Here is a 19,723-nt window from a genome sequence, read left to right as displayed (position 1 = left end):
GCCAGGAGCTCGAGAACTTCGAGAAGGCAAGCCACCACCTGCGGCGCATCACCACCGACCTGCAGGACGTGGCCATGTCCGTGCGCATGGTGCCCCTGAGCGGCACCTTCAAGAAGATGGTGCGCCTCGTGCACGACACGGCCCAGAAGGCCGGCAAGAAGGTCGACCTGACCCTCGTCGGCGAGGAGACCGAGGTCGACAAGACCGTCATCGAACAGATCTCCGACCCGCTGGTGCACATCGTGCGCAACGCCATCGACCACGGCCTGGAGACCCCGGACGCCCGCGCCACCGTGGGCAAGTCCGAGACGGGCACCGTGACCATCGAGGCCCGCCACGAGAGCGGCGAGGTGTGGATCATCGTCTCGGACGACGGCAAGGGCCTGCCCCGCGACGTGATCCTGCGCAAGGCGGCCGACAAGGGACTGATCACCGGCGACGGCGCCGACATGCGCGACGAGGACGTCTACAAGCTCATCTTCGAGCCGGGCTTCTCCACCGCCGCGGCGGTGACCGAGATCTCCGGCCGCGGCGTCGGCATGGACGTCGTCAAGCGCAACATCGAGAAGATCAACGGCAAGGTCGACATCAAGAGCAACCCCGGTCGCGGCTCGAGCTTCGTCATGCGCATCCCCCTGACCATGGCCATCATCGAGGGCATGCTGGTCCGGGTGGGCCGCAGCACGTACAACATCCCGCTGCTCTCGATCCGCGAGGCCTTCCGCCCCGAGAAGGGCCAGATCACCGTCACCCCGGACGGCATCGAGATGGTGAAGCTGCGCGACGAACTGATCCCGGTGGTGCGCCTGCACCGCCTGTACCGGCTCAAGTCCGATTTCGAGCGTCTCGACGAGGGCATCGTCGTCATCGCGGAGAACGACGGCCACACGGCCGCCCTCTTCGCCGACGAGATCCTCGGCCAGCAGCAGACGGTCGTGAAGGGCCTGTCCGGCTACGTGGGCCAGCCCCACGGCGTGAGCGGCTGCACGATCCTCGGCGACGGCTCCATCAGCCTGATCCTGGACGTGGCCACGATCCTGACCCATGCGGCGACCGCCCCGGCCGCCAAAGCCTGATCCCGCGGAGGACGACGACGTGACGACGACCACCACCGCCCCCAACGCCGGCCCGGCCCCCGACCTGGGCGAACTGGCGCGCAACTTCCAGGCGCCCGAGGACCTCGAGGACGTCTACGACGACGAGGACGAGTTCGACGACGCCCACCGGAACCTCTTCATGACGTTCCGCATCGGCGAGCAGGACTACGGCATCGAGATCCTCGACGTGAACGAGATCGTCGGGCTGCAGACCATCACCGAGGTGCCCGACGTGCCCGGCTTCGTCAAGGGCATGATCAACCTGCGCGGGAACGTCATCCCCGTGGTCGACGTGCGGCTGCGCTTCGGCATGGAGGAGCGCGAGTACGACCCGCGCACCTGCGTGGTCGTGGTGACCGTCGGCGACGCCACCGTGGGCCTGGTCGTCGACCGGGTGAACGAGGTGGGCACCTTCCCGCCCGAATCGATCTCGCCGCCGCCCGACCAGCCCGGCGAGCGCGCGGCGCGCAGCGATTTCATCAGCGGTCTGGGCAAGCAGGGCGACCACGTGACGATCCTGCTCGACACGGCCCGGCTGCTGCAGCAGGAGACGGCGTAGATGGCGGACATCCGCGTCATGATCGTCGACGACTCGGCCCTGGTGCGGGAGATCCTCACCCAGGGCCTGGCCGGCGCCCCCGGCATCACCATCGTGGGCTCGGCCGAGGACCCCTACGACGCCGTCGCCAAGATCCCCCAGCTGCGGCCCGACGTGCTCACCCTCGACGTGGAGATGCCCCGCATGAACGGCGTGGAGTTCCTGCGCCAGCTCATGCCGCAGCACCCCCTGCCGGTGATCATGGTCAGCGCCCACACCGAGAGCGGACGCAAGGTCACGCTGCAGGCCCTCGAGGCCGGCGCCCTCGATTTCGTCGCCAAGCCGCGCAGCCGCGACCCCCAGGGACTGCAGCAGATGCTGCGCGAGCTGCACCGCAAGATCGTCGGCGCCGCCCGCGCGCGGGTGCCGCGCCCGGCGCCCGAGACCGCCGCGGCCCCCGGCACCGCACCGGGCGCCCGCGCCACCACCGTGCCCCAGGCCGTTCTCGAGAGCCACGCGGTGGTGATCGGCGCCTCGACCGGCGGCACCGAGGCCGTGCGCACCCTCGTCGGCGCCCTGCCGGCGGCCTGTCCGCCGGTGCTCGTGACCCAGCACATGCCCGCCGGCTTCACCCGCATCTTCGCCGAGCGCCTCAACGACACCTGCGCCCTGCGGGCGAGCGAGGCCGTCGACGGCCACGAACCGCAGCCCGGCGAACTGCTCATCGCCCCGGGCGGCGTGCAGATGACCGTGGTGCGGCGCGGCGACAGGGCCGTGATCAGGCTCGGCGATTCCGGGAAGGTCAACGGCCACTGCCCGTCCGTCGAGCCCCTGATGGTCTCGGCCGCCGCCGTCTACGGCCCCCGCGCCGTGGGCGTGATCCTGACCGGCATGGGCCGGGACGGCGCCGAGGGTCTGCGGGCCATGCGCGAGGCCGGCGCCCGCACCCTCGCCCAGGACGAGGCCTCCTGCGTCGTCTACGGCATGCCGAAGGTCGCCTGGGAGATCGGCGCCGCCGAGCGGCAGGTGCCCCTGAACGAAATGGCCGGCAGGATCCTGACCCTGCTCAGCAGGAGCAAGGAGTTGGTTTGAGCACAGTCACCTTGGGCATCGGGGAATTCGGGATGGTCAACCAGCCGGGCGACGTCATCAAGACGCACGCCCTCGGCAGCTGCGTGGCGATCATCCTGCTCGATCCCCCCACGCGCACGATCGGCATGGTCCACGTGGCCCTGCCCGAATCGAAGGTCCATCCGGAGCGGGCCCAGAAGCTGCCCGGCTACTTCGCGGACACGGCGATCCCGGCCCTGATCACCCTGATGCAGAAGGCCGGCGCGGCCCAGAACCTGAAAAAGGTCGTCGTCAAGCTCACCGGCGGCGCCAACGTGATGGACCGCAACAACACCTTCAACATCGGCAAGCGGAACGTCCTGGCCATCAAGAAGGGGCTGTGGGCGCAGCGCATGGGAGCCGTGGCCGAGGACGTCGGCGGCTCCATCAGCCGCACCGTGACCGTCAACACCAACGACGGCAAGGTCCTGGTGACCTCGCCGGGACGCGACCCGTCGCATATCTAGGAGCCGGCCGATGACCGAAACGACCGTCAAGACCCAGGAGATCCTCGACAGCGTCAAGCGCGTGCCGGTGCTCTCGCCCGGCGCGAGCCAGCTGCTCGACGCGATCGGCAAGGCCGACTACCAGGTGAGCGACATCGTGCGCATCATCGAGACCGATCCCGCCCTGACCGTCTCCGTGCTCAAGACGGTCAACGCCGCGGCCATGGGGCTGCGGCGCGAGGTCGACTCGATCCGCGAGGCGCTGGCCTTCCTCGGCGAGACCAAGGTCGTCGGCATCGCGCTGGCCGCCTCGGCCGGCGAGGTGTTCAACGCCGACCTGGCCGGCTACCACGGTTCCCGGGGCGACCTCGGCCGCCACAGCCTCTGGACGGCCATCGCCGCCCGCGAGCTGAGCCGCCACACCGGCGGCCGCGTCGAGCGCGGCGTCGCCTTCACGGCCGGACTGCTGCACGACATCGGCAAGGCCGTCATCAGCGACTACCTGGCCGAGGACCTCGACCGTCTCGCCAGCCTGCGCGAGGAGATCGGCGACGGCGACCAGCTCGACCTCGAGCACCGGACCGTGGGCACCGACCACGCCGACGTGGGCCAGGCCCTGGCCCGGCACTGGAACATGCCCGCCTCGCTGGTCGCGGCCATCCGCTACCACCACGCGCCCCAGGAGGCGCCCGACGCGTTCCGCACCATGGCCTACACCGTGCACACGGCCGACATGCTCGCCATGATGTTCGGCGTCGGCACCGGCGCCGACGACATGCAGTACACGCTGGACCCGGACTACCGGGACCATCTCGACATCGACACCGGCGGCCTCGAGGGCCTGGCGCTGGATGTGCAGGTGGACTTCAAGGCCACCGCCGAGGCCCTCTTCGGTGACAACCAGGAGACGGAAGCATGAGGATCATGATTGCCGACGATTCGGGCACCGCCCGGATGTTCATTCGCCAGTGCGTGGAGATCTCGGCCGAGGAGGACGTCGAGTTCCTCGAGGCGGCCAACGGCCGCGAGGCCCTCACCGCGTTGAAGGACGGCGGCGTCGACCTGCTGATCACCGATCTGAACATGCCCGTCCTGGACGGCCGCGAGCTGATCCGGCGCATCGCCGCCAGCCCCCGCCTGAACGGCATGCCCATCATGGTGATCACCAGTTCGGGCAACCAGGCCCGCCGCGACGAGCTGCTCGAACTGGGCGCCTGCGTCGTGCTGCGCAAGCCCGTCAACCCCATGACCATCGCCGAGGGCCTCGAGACCGCCCTGGCCCGGGAGGATGCGTGATGAAGTTCACCCTCGAGAACGTCGATGCGGCCATCGCCAGCGGCACGGCCGAGATCTTCGAGAACACGGTCTTCATGGAGGTGCTGCCCGCGCCGGAAGGCACGGTCTTCGACCCGGACGAGGCCATCTTCTACACCCGGCTGCCGGTCTACAAGCCCCACCCGGCCATGGTCGGGCTCGTCATCCCCCAGTCCCTGGCCCTGCGCCTGGCCGAGGCCATGATGATGCGCGAGTTCAACATGGAGGACGACGAGTTCGAGGTGCACGACGTGCTGGGCGAACTGGCCAACATGCTGGCCGGCTCCATCTTCACCCACCTGCTGCCCGAGATGGACTCCTTCGAGCTGGGCCTGCCCGAGTGCCGCGTGCTCTCGTCGGCGAACCAGGGTCAGGAGTGGGACAACGCCAAGCCCCACACGTTCCTGCTCGAGGACACGCCGCTGCTGGTGACCTGGGAAGGGGACTGACCCGACCTGCGGCTCCGGACACGCGCAGGCCCCCGCCGCCGGCGGGGGCCTGCGTCTGTCCGATCGCTTCCCCGAGCTGCCGCTACCGGACCACCGTGAAGCGCTTCACCGACCGCTGGCCGTCCACGGTCAGGGCCGCCCAGTACACGCCCGACGGCAGGCGTTCGCCCTGCTTGCCGGTCACGTCGTAGCCGTACTCGTGGTCGCCGGCCGGATACGCGCCCAGGTCGCGCGACGTCAGCTCGCGGCCCCGCGCGTCGTACACCCGCAGCTGCGGCCGCGCCCCGCTGCGCAGGCGGAAGCCGAACACGATGTAGCCGCCGCGCGTCGGGTTGGGGAAGGCCGCGGTCAGGCCCGCGGGCGTCGACGTCGCGCCGGCCGGATTCCACAGCAGGCGCCGCTCCGGATCGAGCGCCACCCCGGTCACGGGGGCGGCCAGCTCGAAGGTCAGGGTCGCCGCGGCCGCCGCCAGGGGCGCGGCCAGGTCGACGACCCCCGCGGTCGTCGTCACCCGCAGCGGGTACACGTTGTCGAAGAGCGGCGTCTGCCGCTGGGCCAGGTCGAGTTCGAGCCGCGTGTCCGGACCGGCGTCGCCCGCGACCACGCGCCAGGCGACGTCCACGACCGGCAGCGCCGTGCTCGTCAGGTACGGCCAGAGGAAGGCCGCGAGGTCCTCTCCCGCATGGCTCGAGGCCAGGGCCACCAGATCGGCCGTCGCCACGAAGTCCCGGGGCCGCCCGCCCCCGCCGGTCCATTCGGCGAGGAAGGCGAAGAAGGCCGCGTCGCCCATGCGCTCGCGCAGCATGTGCACGATCCAGGCGCCCTTGTCGTAGATCACCCGGCCCGGGAAGACCGGCACCGGATCGTACACCGGCCCCTGGGCCAGCCATTCCGATTCGTGGCGGGCGTTGGCCATGTAGGTGGCGTAGTCGGCCGCCCCGCCCAGGTGCTCGAACCACAGCGCCTCGGCGTACGTGGCGAAGCCCTCGTTGAGCCAGATGTCGGCCCAGTCGGCGGGCGTCAGGCTGTCGCCGAACCACTGGTGGGCCAGTTCGTGCATGATCAGCCAATCGCTGTCGCCGGTGCCGCTGACGAAGACCGTGCCGATGCTCGTGACCGTCTGGTGCTCCATGGCACCCGGCCAGATGAACACGGCGTGGCCGTACTTCTCCCCCGGGAACGGGTAGGGCGCGTAGATGTCCTCACAGAAGCCGATCATGTCGCACAGGGGCGCGAAGTCCACCAGGGCGTTGTCCACGTCCCGCGGGAGCACGAAGTTCTCGAGGGAGATGCTCGACCCGCCCGGCGTCGTGCACGGCGAGACGAGGCGCACGTAGTCGCTCACCGCCACCGACACGAGGTAGGTGGCGATGGGATGGCTCTCGCGCCAGGTGAGGGTGCGCCAGCCGGGCGCGGCCGGCGCGTCGGACTCGAGCACGCCGTTGGACACGGCGAACAGGGTGTCCGGCACCGTCACCCGCATGGTCATGAGGAACTTGTCGTCGGGGCGGTCCTTGCAGGGCCACCAGTGCTGGGCGAAGGCCGGCTGGCTCAGGTTGGCCACCAGCGGCACCAGGTTCTCCTGGGGAATGGGCGGCAGCGGGAAGTGGGTCTTGAACATGAGACCGCGGTTGGCCACCGGCGTCGTGTCGTCGCCCGTGTAGCGGACCAGCACCGAGTCGACCGCCCCCGGCGCCAGGGCGGTCGGCAGGGCCACCACGACCGTGTCGCCGCCGCGGGTCGCCGGCAGCTCGCCCGACAGGTGCTCCACCGCGACCAGGTCCAGCGCCGCCCCCATGTCGAAGACGAAGGCGTCGAGGCCGGCCCCGCCCGCCTGGAAGACCATGCGCACCGACCCGCTCACGGAGGCCGTGGCCGGATCGATGCGCAGGTCGATCTCGTTGCGCAGGACGTCGTATCGGTCGCTGGTGACGGCCGCATCGCCCAGTTCGCCGTTCTTGGCGGAGGGCACCGACTTGGCGGCGAGGAAGGCGTCCCGCGTCTGGGGACCGTGGGGCAGGGGCGCGGCCGCGGCGGCGGCGCCCCACAGCAGCCCCCCGAGCAGACAGCCGAGGGCCGCCGTGCGCTGATGCCGATGCGTCCAGATCATGCCATGAATCTAGCACGACCCGCCCGGAAAAGTCAGGGGCGGATTGCGCCCCCCTCTCCCGCGGCCAGGATCTTCTCGCCCGGGGCCACGGAGGCCGTGATCCAGGCTCCGCCGCCGATGACGGCCCCGGCCCCGATCTCGGTCTCGCCGCCCAGGATGGTGGCGTTGGCGTAGATGGTGACCCGGTCGCCGATGGTCGGGTGGCGCTTGCCGCCCTTGACCAGGGTCCCGTCCGGGTTGCGCCGGAAGCTGAGGGCGCCCAGGGTCACGCCCTGGTAGACCTTCACCTCGTTGCCGATCCGCGTCGTCTCGCCGATGACCACGCCGGTGCCGTGGTCGATGAAGAAGCGCCGCCCGATCACCGCACCGGGATTGATGTCGGCGCCCGAGCGGTGGTGCGCCCACTCGCTCATCATGCGCGGCACCAGGGGCACGCCCAGCTTCTGCAGCGGGTGCGCCAGGCGGTGGATGGTGATGGCCGTGATGCCCGGATAGCAGAGGATGACCTCTTCCGGGTTCTGGGCCGCCGGGTCGCCCTCGAAGGCCGCCCGCACGTCGAGGGCCAGCAGGCGACGGATCTCCGGCAGCTGCGCGAGGTAGCGCAGGGTGATCACCTCGGCCGCCTCGCGGAAACGCGCCTCGCCGAGATCGGCGGTGCCGGTGGTCTGCCACAGTTCCTCGCAGCGGCAGTCGAGCTGGCGGCAGAAACGCAGGGTGCGCTCGATGACGGCGCTCAGGTTGCGCGCCACGGCGTCGAGACGGGCCCCCACGAGCACCTCGAGGTCGGCGTTCTCCGGAATGGGGTCGCCGTGGTAGCCGGGAAAGACCACCGCCTGCAGCTCGTCCAGGATCGCCACCACGGCCGCCTGGCTGGGCAGGTTCTTCTCGCCGATGCGGTTGATGCCGCCCACGGTGCGGAACGTGTCGACCACGTCGCTGGTCAGGCGGCGCAACTGGCGGCTGCGATCGTCGTTGGTCACGGTGTGCCTCCCGGCCGGCCCCGCGGACCGGCCCGCCCGCTGTTCGGGTTAGTGCATGAACTGCTTGAACAGGTCCGAGCTCAGGTAGCGCTCGCCGAAGCTCGGCAGCACGACCACGATGCGCCGGCCCTCCATTTCCGGCCGCGCGCCCAGGCGCAGGGCCGCCGCCAGGGCCGCGCCCGAGCTGATGCCCACGAACAGCCCCTCCTCGCGGGCGGCGCGGCGGGCCATCTCCATGGCTTCCTCGTTCCCCACCTGCAGGGTCTCGGTGATGAGGCTCGTGTCCAGGTTCACCGGGATGAAGCCCGCGCCGATGCCCTGGATCTTGTGGGGTCCGGGCTGCCCGCCCGAGATCACCGGCGATTCGGCAGGCTCGACGGCGTAGGTCTTCAGGTTGCGGTTCAGCTCGCGCAGGCGACGCGTGGTGCCGGTCAGGGTGCCGCCGGTGCCGACGCCGCAGACCAGGACGTCGACGCGCCCGCCGGTGTCGGCCCAGATCTCCTCGGCCGTGGTGCGGTAGTGCACCTCGGGATTGGCCGGGTTGGCGAACTGGTCGGGCATGAACGCCCCGGGGCGCTCGGCCAGCAGCTCGGCGGCCCGCGTGATGGCGCCCTTCATGCCGCCCGCCGCCGGCGTCAGCACGAGTTCGGCCCCGAGCGAGCGCAGCACCGCCCGGCGCTCGAGCGACATGCTTTCGGGCATGACCAGCGTGACCCGGTAGCCCCGCGCCGCCCCCACGAAGGCCAGGGCGATGCCCGTGTTGCCGCTCGTGGGCTCGATGATCTCGCCGCCGGGAGCCAGCTTGCCGTCGCGCTCGGCGGCCTCGATCATGGCCAGGCCGATGCGGTCCTTCACGCTGCTCATGGGATTTGCCGACTCGAGCTTGGCCAGGATCTCCCCGTGGGCGGGGACGAGTCGGGCCAGCCGCACCAGGGGGGTGCCCCCCACGAGTCCGGTGGCGTTGCCGTGGATTCTCTCTGACATGGTCTTGCGGCCTTTCGTCGGGCGGGCCCGCGACCGCCCCGTGCGGCCGCGCTCGGCTATATGTTGACCACGATAGTCAAGAATAAACCGATCGCACCCCCCGCGCGCAAGACCGGCCGTCAGGCGAGGGCGCCCCGCAGCCGGTCGAGCTGCTCGCGGTCGCCGAGGGTGATCAGCACGTCGCCCTTCGCCAGCTCCTGCCCGGGACCGGGATTGAAGACCATCCGGCCGGACGGCTTCTTCACCGCGATGACGATGATGTCGTAGTCGGCGCGGATGCCGGAGTCGCGCAGGGCCACCCCGTCGAGGTTCGAGCCGTCGCCGATGGGCAGCTCCTCGAACATGAGCTCCATGCCGCCGCCCTGGGTGGCGATGTCCATGAAGTCGTACACCGTGGGCCGCAGCAGGGCCTGCACGATGCGCATGCCGCCGATCACGTAGGGCGAGATGACCCGGTCGGCCCCGGCCCGCTTGATCTTCTCGCTGGCCGCGTCGTCGGTGGCGCGGGCCAGGATGTACAGCTTGTCGTTCACGCCCCGGCACATCTCCCGCGCCGAGAGCGTGATGTACAGGTTGTCCACGTTGTTCGAGACCACGGCCACCAGCGAGCGCGCCCGCGCCACGCCCGCGCGCCCGAGCACCTCGTCCTCGGTCGCGTCGCCCTCCACGACCCGGTAGCCCTTCCGGGCCAGCTGCTCGGCCGTGTCCGGATCGCCCTCGATGACCACGAAGGGCACGTTCTCCCGGGCCAGTTCCTCGCACAGGATCTCGCCCATGCGCCCGTGACCGGCCACGATGTAGTGGCCCGACATGTTCCCGATCTCGCGTACCATCCTGCGCCTCCCGACGTACCGCTCGATGGAGCCCTCGACGATGAACCGGCCCAGCGACCCCAGGGTGTAGGTGAGCACGGCCAGGCCGCTCGTGATCAGGAAGAGCACGAAGATCTTGCCCGACGCGTCCAGGTCGCCCCCCACCTCGCGGAAGCCGACCGTGCTGACGGTGATCACCGTCATGTAGACCGCGTCGAGGACCGTGAAGCCCTCGACCAGCGTGAACCAGAGCGTCCCCGACACCATCACCAGCAGCATGAAGATCAGGCCGCGGATCACGTGCCGGAAGCTCAGGGTCGTGTCGAACATGGCACCTCCGTGGGGTTTGGTGCTATCCTAGGGGGTGCTCCCGCGTTGGGGAAGGGCCAAAATTGCCGGAACCCGACGGTGGGATTACCGTTTACAGGGCCCGGCCGCCGCCGCGGCCACCCTTGCGGACAACCCCGATCCCGCCGCGCCCGCCGCGCGGCCGCACGATTCAGGAAGGCTCGTCATGCGACAGATTCCCGCCCCCCTGCTGCTCGCCCTGGCCCTCGTGGTCCTCGCTCCCCTCGGCGCCTCCGCCCAGGTGATCGAGGTCTCGCCCATGTCCTTCGACTTCGGCCCCATGGACCAGCAGCAGACCCGGACCACCACCGTCACCGTGACCAACAAGGGCGCCGGAACGCTCCAGATCGAGGACGTGCACGCCGACTGCGGCTGCACCGTGCCGACCCTCGACACCCGCTCCCTCGGACCGGGCGAAAGCACCCTGATCACCATCGAGTTCAGCAGCAAGAAGTTCAACGGCCACGTGGTCAAGGCCGTCAACATCAGCTCGAACGACCCCCTGAATCCCCAGGTGACGGTCATGATCACGGCCGAGGTCTTCGCGCCCATGGTCATCGACCCGGTCAGCCAGCGCATCGGCTTCACCCAGAGCCTCAGCGGCGAGGTCATGACCCGCCGCGCCGTCTTCACCAAGCAGACCGAGGGCCCCCTGGAGATCTCGGCCGCCGGGACCCGCAAGGGCCTCTTCGAGGTGAAGGTGATCAACAACCTCGACGGCAATCCCCGGACCGCGGCGCTCGAGGTGACGCTGCCGGCCGACATCGAGCCCGGCCAGCACCGCGACAACATCCGCGTCGAGACCAACGTGCCCGAGATGCCGACGGCCGACTTCGAGATCCAGTGCTGGGTGCAGCAGGAGCTCACCGCGAGTCCCGCCCGCGTCACCTACCGGTTCAAGAAGAGCCTCGACCAGTCGATCCGGGTCGCGCCCTTCCGCAAGGGCACCGCGTTCAAGGTGACGAAGGTCGAGTCGGACCTGCCTGAACTGGCCTTCGAGGTCGTCGAGACGATTCCCAACGCCGAGACCAAGATCGTCGTCTCGGGGACCCCGGTCGGCAAGGACGACCCCCGCGCCGTCGCGGCCAGCGGCCGCATGTCCGGCACGATCACCATCCACACCGACCTGAAGAGCACCCCGGTCATCGAGATCCCCGTGACCTACATGGTGCGGATGTAGGACCCGGTCCATGAGCCGCTTCGCCGCCTGGACTCCCGACTGGCCGGCCTCCCTGCGGGAGGCCGGCGTGCTGCTGCTGGTGGCGGCCGTGGCCGCCGGCGGCTGGTGGGCCCGGCAGGACGACCCCCTGCCCCTGGCCGCGGAACCCGCCGTGTACCAGCTCGAACTGGCCGCGCCCCTGATCGACGTGCCCGCGGCGCTGGCCTTCTACGACGAGGGCGTGCACCTCTTCGTCGACACCCGGGCCGAGACCGGCGGCGAGACCGTGCCCGGCGCCCTCTTCATCCGCGAGGACAGCTTCGACGACGACCTCAGGGCCAACTTCGACTTCCTCCTCCCGGAAGACCGGCTCATCCTGGTCGGCGACGGCAACCTCACGCGCACCTCGAACGTGGCGGCACGTCTCATCGAGCGCGGCTACGGCGACGTCGTCATCCTCAAGGGCGGCCTGCAGGCCTGGCGCGGGGCCGGCGGCGAGATCTCCGCGGCGCCGGCGGAGGCCGCGCCATGAGCGCCGTCGTCGTCCTGCTCTGCCGGCTCGCCGTCGGCGGCGTGTTCATCTACGCCTCCCTGGACAAGCTGGCCCACCCCCAGGCCTTCGCCGAGGCCATCCACCACTACCGCCTGGTGCCCTACGCCCTGCTGCACCCGTCGGCGCTGCTGCTGCCCATGGTCGAGTTCGTGCTGGGGGCGGCGCTCGTCCTGGGCATCGCCCGCCGCGGCGCCAGCCTGTGGGCCGCGTTCCTGCTCGTGGTCTTCACCATCGCCATCGGCACCGCGCTGGCGCGCGGGCTCGACATCTCCTGCGGCTGCTTCAACACCGACGCCGGCCACGGCGTGGGCGTCTCGCTCCTCTTCCGCGACCTCGGGCTGCTGCTCCTGTGCCTGCCCCCGCTGCTGGCGCGCGACGACCGCTGGGGACTTTCTGCGCTCCTGCGCAAATAAATCTTTGACTGCGGTTTTCATAATCATGTAATCCATTACGCAGCAATCGCTTATATTGATATTGACAATCACGGGCAATTTGACATACGGTGCCCATCTCGTACCTTTTGAGGTAAGTCCGGCCGCCGGCGGCGGCCCCATTGTCCGAGTTCTCAGGAGGATCCCGTAATGCCCGCATTGGTCGACAAGAGCATGTGCACCGCATGTGAAGAGTGTGTGGAAGCCTGCCCCACCGAAGTCATCTCCATGGTCGACGGCAAGGCCTGGGTCAACGCCGAGGAGTGCATCGACTGCGAGGCCTGCGTGGACGCCTGCCCCGAGGGCGCGATCAGCATGGTCGACGAGTAGGTCGGACCCCGCACGCGATCGATAGAGGGGCGCCCCCGCGGCGCCCCTTTTGCTTGCCGCCGGCCCGGCGTCCGGGCATCATGGTGCCGCGTAGCCCGACAACCCCGGACCCGATCGAAGGGACGTGGCATGAAGCGCCGTCTGCCGGCCCTCACCCCGCTCGCCATCCTGCTCCTGACCACGATCGTCCTGCGACCCGGCCTCGCACCGGCGCAGACGGCCCCCACCTCCCCGCCTCCGGCCGAGCGCCCCCGCATCGGGCTCGTGCTCGGCGGCGGCGGCGCCCGCGGCGGCGCCCACATCGGGGTGCTGCAGGTGCTGATGGAGCAGAACATCCCCATCGACTTCGTGGCCGGCACCAGCATGGGCGCCGTGATCGGCTCCCTCTACTCGGTGGGCCTGATGCCCGACGAGATCCAGGCCACCCTCGAGGGCATCGACTGGGACGACCTCTTCAGCGACCGCCCCGCCCGCCAGGACCGCACCTTCCGCCGCAAGCAGGACGACACCGCCGACTTCCTGCCCGTCGAGTGGGGCTGGAAGGACCGCGGCGTCGTCCTGGCCTCGGCCGCCATCTCCGGCCAGAAGCTGGGCTTCGCCTTCCGCGAGCCGGCGCTCTACCTGCTGGGCCACGAGAGCTTCGATGACCTGCCGACGCCCTTCCGCGCCGTCACCACCGACCTGCAGACCGGCGAGATGTTCGTGCCCGACCACGGCAACCTGCTGAAGGCCGTGCGCGCGAGCATGAGCATCCCCGGGGTGTTCCCGCCCGTCGAGTGGGACGGACGCAAGCTCGTCGACGGCTACCTGGCGCGGAACCTGCCCGTCGACGTGGGCCGCGCCATGGGCGCCGACATCATCATCGCCGTCGACGTGGGTGCCATCCCGGCCGAGACCGATCCGGCGAAGCTGCGCACCATCAGCGGCATCAACGAGCAGAAGGGCTACATCGGGGCGCGGCAGAACGTCGACCCCCAGGTGGCGAATGCCGACATCGTCATCCAGCCCGACCTGACCGGCATCAGCACGCGCGACTTCAAGCGGGTGCTCGACACCATCGGCCCCGGCCGCGAGGCCGCCCTGCGGGTCGTCGACCAGCTGCGGGCCCTCGCCCTGCCGCAGGACGAGTACGTGGAGCACCTGCGCCGCCACCGCGAACGCAACATCCGGCCCGTCACCGTGAACGAGATCCGCATCACCAACGAATCGGTGGCCGGCGACGCGGCCGTGCGCGCGCGGCTGGGCCAGGAACTCGGCCAGCCCCTCGACATGGTGCAGCTGGAGGAGGACTTCACCGCCCTCTACGACTACGGCGTGTTCGAGCTGGTCGATTTCTCGCTGCACCCGCTCGACGGCGGCGGCTACGCCCTCGAGGTCATCACCATCCCGAAGCACTACGCGCCGAACATCCTGAACTTCGGCTTCTCGTACCTCGGCGGCGACGGCGGCCAGTCCGAGCTCACCGCCCGCATGCGCTGGACCCGCATGGAGCTCAATACCCACGGCGGCGAGGTGCGCACCGACTTCAAGATCGGGCCCCGGACGGGCCTGTCGGCGGAACTCTACCAGCCGCTGACCATGCGCCGGCTCTCCTTCGTGGCCCTGACCGGCACCTGGGCCTACCAGCGCAAGCCGTGGTACTACCTGCTGAAGGAGTGGGGCGACTACAACATCGAGCGCTTCCAGGTGCAGCCGGAGGTCGGCCTGCGGCTGGGTCGCTGGGGCGAGATCCGGGGTGGCCTGGCCTACGGACACCTCACGGCGAGCGACCGCTCGGGCCTGAGCCTGGGCGAGTTCGACGGGGCCTTCGGCGGCGTCACCGGCAGCCTCGGCGGCGACATGCTGAACCGGCCGGTGCTGCCCTACGCCGGCTGGGCCGGGCGCGTGCGCTGGTTCCACGCCCTGCCCGACCTCGGCTCCGGCCTGGACTACCACCAGGCCGACGCGGCCCTGGGCCTGGCCTTCGGCTCGGCCGACGACGTCTTCATCCTCACGGGCCAGGGCGGCACCAACTTCCACACCGACATGCCGCTCTTCGCCGTGTTCACCCTGGGCGGCCCCGGTCGCATCTCGGGCCTGCATCAGGACCAGATCTCCGGCGAGATCTACGCCCTGTCGACGGCCGCCTACTACCGGCGGCTGACCCGCGCCACGAGTCCCTACGCCACCTCGTGGTACGTGGGCGTGCAGCTCGAGGCGGGCAATGCCTGGTACTGGCTCGACGATCCGTCCGCCGACGACCTGCGCTACGCGGCCCTGTTCTCGCTGGTCGGCACCACCTTCGCCGGCCCGCTGGCCCTGTCCTACGGGCGCACGGACGAAGGCCAGGACGCCCTCTACCTCAGCCTGGGCGTCCTGCAGCACTTCGTGAACTAGGTCCGCAACGGAAGCGGGGCGGCGCGCAGGCGCCGCCCCGTTCTCTTTTTGGGGAAGGCGGGCACCGCCGCGGGGCGGCCTAGACGTCCTCGACGACCACCGCCGTCCCGTAGGCGAGCAGCTCGGCCGCGTGCTCCATCATCTCGCTCGTGGCGAAGCGCACCCCCACCACGGCGTTGGCGCCGTTGGCCTCGGCCTCGGCCACCATGCGGTCCAGGGCCTCTTCGCGGCATTCGGCGATCATCTTCGTGTAGTCGGTGATCTCGCCGCCGACCATGTTCTTCAGGCCGGCCATCAGGTCGTGCCCCAGGTGGCGGGCCCGGATGGTGTTGCCGCGCACGAGGCCGATGGTGCGCACGATGCGCTTGCCCGCGATCTCGTGGGTGGTGGTGCAGAGCATGTCGCCGTTCATGCGGACCTTTCTGCGCGCCGCCGCCGGGGCGGACGCGGGACGCGACGTCAGCGGATGACGTCCTTGTAGCGGGTGCGCTGCCGCGCGTACCAGCGCTCGCGCACCACCGAGACCAGCAGCACGAGCAGCCCGGCCGCGCCGACGAAGATGCCGCCCTTCACGTAGAGGGGCAGGTTCTCGGCGTGGGTCAGGGCCAGGACGACCTGCAGGGCCGCCCAGGCGCCGACGACGACCACGCCGACCATCAGCAGGATCCAGCCGACCGACCGCTCGGCCCGATTGTACACGTTCTCCCAGAATGCTTCCCACTCCTCCGGCGGCGGCTCCTTCAACCGCATGGCGCCGGTGAGCGCCTTCAGGCGCCTGAGCCGCTCGATCTCCCGGCGGGCTTCGCCGCTCTCGGAGTCGGGCCGGGCCAGATGCGCCTCGACGCGGGCCAGGTCGGCGGCGTCCAGTTCGCCGTCGACGTAGGCGCTGAGCAGGTGGGCTTCCTTGCGGGGGTCAAAGGAGCCGTTCCCGTTCACGATGCTTCCTCCGGTTCGACCACCTGCCTGAGGCGCGTGCGCGCCGCGTGCAGGCGGCTCATCACCGTGCCGAGGGGAATCCCCAGCGATGCGGCGATCTCGCGGTATTTCAGCCCTTCGAAATGGTACAGGGCGAAGACGGTGCGCATCTCCTCGGGCAGTTCCTGTACGCCCTGCCAGAGGCGCTCGCGCAGGTCGTCCGCGACGGTGGTCGCCAGGGGATCGGGCCGGCCGTCGTCGCGCTCGACCCACTCCAGGGGGCATTCGCCCTTGTGGCGACCCTCGTCGCGCTTCTGGTTCAGGGAGGTGTTGCGGACGATGCGGTACAGCCAGGGGAAGAACGGTTCCTCGAGCCGGAACCGGCCCAGCGAGCGATGCACCCGGATGAACGCCTTCTGCATGGCGTCCATGGCGTCGTCGTGGTTGCCGGTCAGGCTCAGGGCGATGCCGTAGGCCCGCGAGCGGTAGCGCGTCATGAGGTCCTCGAACCCTCCGCTTTCGCCGGCCAGGAAGCGCATGATGTCGGCGCGATCCCGGCGGCGTTCTTCGGCAAAGGGATCGGCCGCGTCGGCGGCCGCTCCCGGGGACGAGGAACCTACCCCGGCGGGCAGGGGGTTATTCGCGGCGTCCGGCGGCAGGGCGGAAAAGACACCGAAACCCAGCAATCACGCGCCTTTCGACTGGCCGACCCACGGGATGTCCCGCACGCCGGCGGCGGCATTGGCGGCCCGGGCCGCGGTGAACAGGAAGTCGCTCAGGCGGTTGAGGAAGACGACCGCGCCGGCGGGCACGGGCTCGCGGGCGGCCAGTTCGACGGCCTGGCGCTCGACCCGCCGGCACACGGCGCGGGCCAGGTGCAGCAGCGCCGCCCCCTCCTGGCCCCCCGGCAGGATGAAGTTCTTCAGGGGCGCGAGGTTGGCGTCGAGCCGGTCGATGAGCTTCTCGAGCTCGGCGGCCCCGAAGTCGTGGCCGGCCGCCGGATCGCCGGCCCACTCGGCCGACTTGCCCGGATGGGCGAGCACGGCGCCCAGATCGAACAGGCGGCTCTGGATGTCCTGCAGGTCCTGCACGAGCGTGCCCAGGCCCTCGAGCCCGACGCGCCGCAGGGCCGCCACGGCGCAGCCGAGCACGCTGTTCAGTTCGTCGACCTCGCCGTACAGGGCGATGCGGTCGGCGCACTTGCGGTCGCGGCTGCCGTCGCCCAGGTGAGTGGTGCCGTCGTCGCCGGTCCGGGTGTAGATGCGGGCCATGGGGCCGTCCTTTGTCTCGTGCGGCGTCCCTACTCGGCGGGGGCGTCGGCCTGGATGTCGCGCTGCGGGTCGAACAAGGCCTCGGCCGCCTCGTAGATCGTCTCGGACAGGGTCGGATGCGGATGGATCGTCTTGCGCAGGTCCTCGGTGACGCACGCCATCTCCAGGGCCAGCACGCCCTCGGCGATGAGCTCGCCGGCGCCGGGCCCGGCCACCGCCACCCCCAGCACGCGGTCGGTCTCCGGGTCGGCGATGATCTTGGTGATGCCGTCGTCGCGGCCGAGGGTGAGCGTGCGGCCCACGCCCCGCCAGGGCAGCTTGGCCGTCCGGACCTTGATGCCGCGGTCGCGGGCCTCGGTCTCGGTCAGGCCGCACCAGGCGATCTCCGGGTCGGTGAAGACGACCGCGGGAATGGCCCGCGGGTCGTACTGCACCTTGCGGCCGGCCGCGGCCTCGGCGGCCACGTGGGCCTCGGCGTACGCCTTGTGGGCCAGCATGGGCTCGCCGGCGATGTCGCCGATGGCGAAGACGTGGGGCTCGGCGGTGCGGCGCTGGCCGTCGACGACCACGAAACCCTTGCCGTCGAGCGCGATCCGCGTGTTCTCGAGACCCAGGTTCTCCGTGTTCGGGCGCCGGCCGATGCTGATCAGCACCTTGTCGAACTTCTCCTCGCGGGTGCCCTTCTTGTCCTCGAAGACGACCTTGACGCCGGTCTTCTGCGGGGTGAGCTCGGCCACCTTCGTGTTCAGCAGGATCTGCTTGAACTGCTTGTCCAGGCGCCGCTTCAGCACCGAGACCAGGTCGCGGTCGGCGCCCGGCAGCAGCCCGTTCGTCATCTCGACGACCGACACCGCGCTGCCCAGGGCCGCGTAGGCCGAGCCCAGCTCCAGGCCGATGTAGCCGCCGCCCACCACGAGCAGCGACTTCGGCACGTCGGCCAGTTCCAGCGCGCCGGTGGAGTCGAGGATGCGCGGGCCCACTTCGACACCCGGCAGCATGAACGGCCGCGAGCCCGTGGCCAGGATCGCCTGGGCGAAGGTCATCTCGCCGGTGGCGCCCTCGTTCGTGGTCACCGCCAGGGTGCGCGCGTCCTTGAACCGCGCCGTGCCCCGCACATAGGTCAGTTTCCTGGCCTGCACCTTCTGGCCGAGACCGCCGGTGAGCTTGCCGATGACCTCGTCCTTCCACTCCCGCACGCGGTCGACGTCGATCTGCGGCCTGGCGAAGGCGACGCCGATGGCCGCCGACTCCTCGGCCTCGGTGACCAGCCTGGCCACGTGCAGCAGGGCCTTCGAGGGGATGCAGCCCCGGTGCAGGCACACGCCGCCCGGGTTGGCCTCGGGGTCGATCAGCGTCACGTCGAGGCCGAGTTCGGCGGCCTTGAAGGCCGCGGCGTAGCCGCCCGGTCCGGCGCCGACGACGACGAGTCCGGCCGTCTGCGGGATCGTGTTCTCGCTCATGCCGCTATCCCTTCATCACCAGGTTGATGGGCTGCTCGAGGGCCTCGCAGATCCAGCGCAGGAAGCGCGCGCCGTCGGCGCCGTCGATCACCCGGTGGTCGTAGGTCAGGCTCAGCGGCATGCGCAGACGGGGCGCGAACCCGGTGCCGTCCCACACCGGCTCGGTCGCCGCCGCCGAGACGCCCAGGATCGCCACCTGGGGCGCGTAGACGATGGGCGTGAAGCTCGTGCCGCCGATACCGCCGAGGTTGCTGATGGTGAAGGTGCCGCCCTCCATGTCCGCGGGGCTGATCTTGCGCTCGCGGGTCTTCTCGGCCAGCGCGTTCAGTTCGCCCGCCAGGGACTCGATGCCCTTGCGGTCGCAGTCGCGCACCACCGGCACGAGCAGGCCGCCCGGGGTGTCGACGGCCACGCCGATGTGGAAGTGGTTCTTGATGATGAGCTCGCCGCGCACCAGATCGAGCGTGCTGTTGAAGTGCGGGAAGGCCTGCAGGGCCGCCGCGCACACCTTCAGCAGGATGGCGGTCATGGTCAGCTTGACTTCCTGCCCCCGCCGGCCGTTGAACTGCTTGCGGAAGGCCTCGAGGTCGGTGATGTCGGCCTTGTCGTCCTGGGTCACCATGGGGATGGTCGACCAGGCGTAGCCCATGGCGTCGGCGGTGATCCGGCGCACCTTCGACAGGGGCTCGTGGGTGACGGGTCCCCACTTCGTGAAGTCGGGCAGGGGGCGCTGGGCGTGCAGGCCGGGGAACTCGCCGGTGGCCACGGGCGCCAGCCCGCCGCCGGTGATGTTCCGCATGGCCGTGCGCACGAAGGTGCGGACGTCGTCCTCGCTGATGCGGCCGCCGGGGCCGCTGCCCTGCACCTGGTAGATGTCCACGCCGAGGTCGCGGGCCAGGCGCCGGACCGAGGGCGCCGCCGGGGCCACCATGTCGCCCGAGCGGACGGCCGTCAGGTCGACCTGGGTGGCCGGATGGCGCGAGCCGGGCACGGCACCGGGGGCCACCGGGGCCTCGGGCGCGGGCGCGGGCGCCGGGGCG

Annotated in this window: 22 protein-coding genes; 12 read left to right on the top strand and 10 right to left on the bottom strand. The window is 70.5% G+C overall.

Annotated features, from left to right (window positions below; all coding sequences use genetic code 11):
• From KDM41_11685 to KDM41_11655, 7 genes are all read left to right on the top strand, one after another.
• A partial coding sequence (locus KDM41_11685) for a chemotaxis protein CheA (protein MCB1184086.1) occupies window positions 1-1,076 on the top strand: 1,076 nt, incomplete at its 5' end.
• On the top strand, window positions 1,045-1,656 hold the full coding sequence (locus KDM41_11680; protein ID MCB1184085.1) for a chemotaxis protein CheW: 612 nt from the start codon (window positions 1,045-1,047) through the stop codon (window positions 1,654-1,656). The genes KDM41_11685 and KDM41_11680, both read left to right, overlap by 32 nt.
• On the top strand, window positions 1,657-2,727 hold the full coding sequence (locus tag KDM41_11675; protein MCB1184084.1) for a chemotaxis response regulator protein-glutamate methylesterase: 1,071 nt from the start codon (window positions 1,657-1,659) through the stop codon (window positions 2,725-2,727).
• Complete coding sequence (locus KDM41_11670; GenBank protein MCB1184083.1) at window positions 2,724-3,212, top strand: chemotaxis protein CheD; 489 nt, start codon at window positions 2,724-2,726, stop codon at window positions 3,210-3,212. The genes KDM41_11675 and KDM41_11670 overlap by 4 nt, the downstream gene beginning before the upstream one ends.
• 10 nt (window positions 3,213-3,222) lie before the next feature.
• Window positions 3,223-4,110, top strand: coding sequence for an HDOD domain-containing protein (locus KDM41_11665; protein MCB1184082.1), 888 nt, complete (start codon window positions 3,223-3,225; stop codon window positions 4,108-4,110).
• On the top strand, window positions 4,107-4,487 hold the full coding sequence (locus KDM41_11660) for a response regulator (GenBank protein MCB1184081.1): 381 nt from the start codon (window positions 4,107-4,109) through the stop codon (window positions 4,485-4,487). Before KDM41_11665 ends, KDM41_11660 begins: the two co-directional genes overlap by 4 nt.
• On the top strand, window positions 4,487-4,954 hold the full coding sequence (locus KDM41_11655; protein ID MCB1184080.1) for a chemotaxis protein CheX: 468 nt from the start codon (window positions 4,487-4,489) through the stop codon (window positions 4,952-4,954). The genes KDM41_11660 and KDM41_11655 overlap by 1 nt, the downstream gene beginning before the upstream one ends.
• An 82-nt stretch (window positions 4,955-5,036) precedes the next feature.
• Here KDM41_11655 and KDM41_11650 read toward each other — a convergent pair whose 3' ends face one another.
• The 4 genes from KDM41_11650 to KDM41_11635 all read right to left on the bottom strand — a co-directional run bounded on the left by KDM41_11650 (window position 5,037) and on the right by KDM41_11635 (window position 10,170).
• Window positions 5,037-7,064, bottom strand: a complete 2,028-nt coding sequence (locus tag KDM41_11650) for a hypothetical protein (protein MCB1184079.1) — start codon at window positions 7,062-7,064, stop codon at window positions 5,037-5,039.
• A 32-nt stretch (window positions 7,065-7,096) separates the two neighbouring features.
• Entirely contained in the window at window positions 7,097-8,044 is a 948-nt protein-coding gene (locus KDM41_11645) for a serine acetyltransferase (GenBank protein MCB1184078.1), read from the bottom strand.
• A gap of 48 nt (window positions 8,045-8,092) precedes the next feature.
• On the bottom strand, window positions 8,093-9,028 hold the full coding sequence (gene cysK / locus KDM41_11640; GenBank protein MCB1184077.1) for a cysteine synthase A: 936 nt from the start codon (window positions 9,026-9,028) through the stop codon (window positions 8,093-8,095).
• A gap of 119 nt (window positions 9,029-9,147) precedes the next feature.
• A complete protein-coding gene (locus KDM41_11635; protein MCB1184076.1) occupies window positions 9,148-10,170 on the bottom strand; it encodes a potassium channel protein in 1,023 nt (340 codons plus the stop codon).
• Window positions 10,171-10,354: 184 nt separating this feature from the next.
• Between KDM41_11635 and KDM41_11630 the strand changes: the two genes are divergently transcribed.
• The 5 genes from KDM41_11630 (at window position 10,355) to KDM41_11610 (ending at window position 15,037) form a co-directional block, all read left to right on the top strand.
• Window positions 10,355-11,368 (top strand): DUF1573 domain-containing protein, encoded by a 1,014-nt coding sequence (locus KDM41_11630; protein ID MCB1184075.1) that lies wholly within the window; start codon window positions 10,355-10,357, stop codon window positions 11,366-11,368.
• A gap of 10 nt (window positions 11,369-11,378) precedes the next feature.
• Window positions 11,379-11,879 carry a rhodanese-like domain-containing protein gene (locus KDM41_11625; protein ID MCB1184074.1) on the top strand — a complete coding sequence of 167 codons (501 nt, stop codon included), beginning with the start codon at window positions 11,379-11,381 and terminating at the stop codon, window positions 11,877-11,879.
• Complete coding sequence (locus tag KDM41_11620; protein ID MCB1184073.1) at window positions 11,876-12,313, top strand: DoxX family membrane protein; 438 nt, start codon at window positions 11,876-11,878, stop codon at window positions 12,311-12,313. Before KDM41_11625 ends, KDM41_11620 begins: the two co-directional genes overlap by 4 nt.
• A gap of 168 nt (window positions 12,314-12,481) precedes the next feature.
• Window positions 12,482-12,661, top strand: a complete 180-nt coding sequence (locus KDM41_11615) for a 4Fe-4S binding protein (GenBank protein ID MCB1184072.1) — start codon at window positions 12,482-12,484, stop codon at window positions 12,659-12,661.
• 129 nt (window positions 12,662-12,790) lie between these two features.
• Entirely contained in the window at window positions 12,791-15,037 is a 2,247-nt protein-coding gene (locus KDM41_11610) for a patatin-like phospholipase family protein (protein ID MCB1184071.1), read from the top strand.
• Between the two features lie 79 nt (window positions 15,038-15,116).
• On the opposite strand, the gene KDM41_11605 is transcribed toward KDM41_11610, so the two are convergent.
• From KDM41_11605 to KDM41_11580, 6 genes are all read right to left on the bottom strand, one after another.
• Entirely contained in the window at window positions 15,117-15,437 is a 321-nt protein-coding gene (locus KDM41_11605) for a heavy metal-binding domain-containing protein (GenBank protein ID MCB1184070.1), read from the bottom strand.
• A gap of 59 nt (window positions 15,438-15,496) precedes the next feature.
• Entirely contained in the window at window positions 15,497-15,973 is a 477-nt protein-coding gene (locus KDM41_11600; protein MCB1184069.1) for a zf-HC2 domain-containing protein, read from the bottom strand.
• A complete protein-coding gene (locus KDM41_11595) occupies window positions 15,970-16,449 on the bottom strand; it encodes an RNA polymerase sigma factor (protein MCB1184068.1) in 480 nt (159 codons plus the stop codon). Before KDM41_11595 ends, KDM41_11600 begins: the two co-directional genes overlap by 4 nt.
• A 189-nt stretch (window positions 16,450-16,638) precedes the next feature.
• A complete protein-coding gene (locus tag KDM41_11590) occupies window positions 16,639-17,223 on the bottom strand; it encodes a cob(I)yrinic acid a,c-diamide adenosyltransferase (GenBank protein MCB1184067.1) in 585 nt (194 codons plus the stop codon).
• Window positions 17,224-17,252: 29 nt separating this feature from the next.
• Complete coding sequence (gene lpdA / locus KDM41_11585) at window positions 17,253-18,683, bottom strand: dihydrolipoyl dehydrogenase (GenBank protein MCB1184066.1); 1,431 nt, start codon at window positions 18,681-18,683, stop codon at window positions 17,253-17,255.
• Between the two features lie 4 nt (window positions 18,684-18,687).
• On the bottom strand, window positions 18,688-19,723 hold a 1,036-nt coding region (locus KDM41_11580), incomplete at its 5' end, for a 2-oxo acid dehydrogenase subunit E2 (protein ID MCB1184065.1).

It is taken from the genome of bacterium (assembly GCA_020440705.1).
In the GTDB taxonomy this organism is placed as follows: domain Bacteria; phylum Krumholzibacteriota; class Krumholzibacteriia; order LZORAL124-64-63; family LZORAL124-64-63; genus JAGRNP01.
Note: the sequence above shows the minus strand (reverse complement) of the source record. Positions and strands in the feature narration are given on the sequence as shown.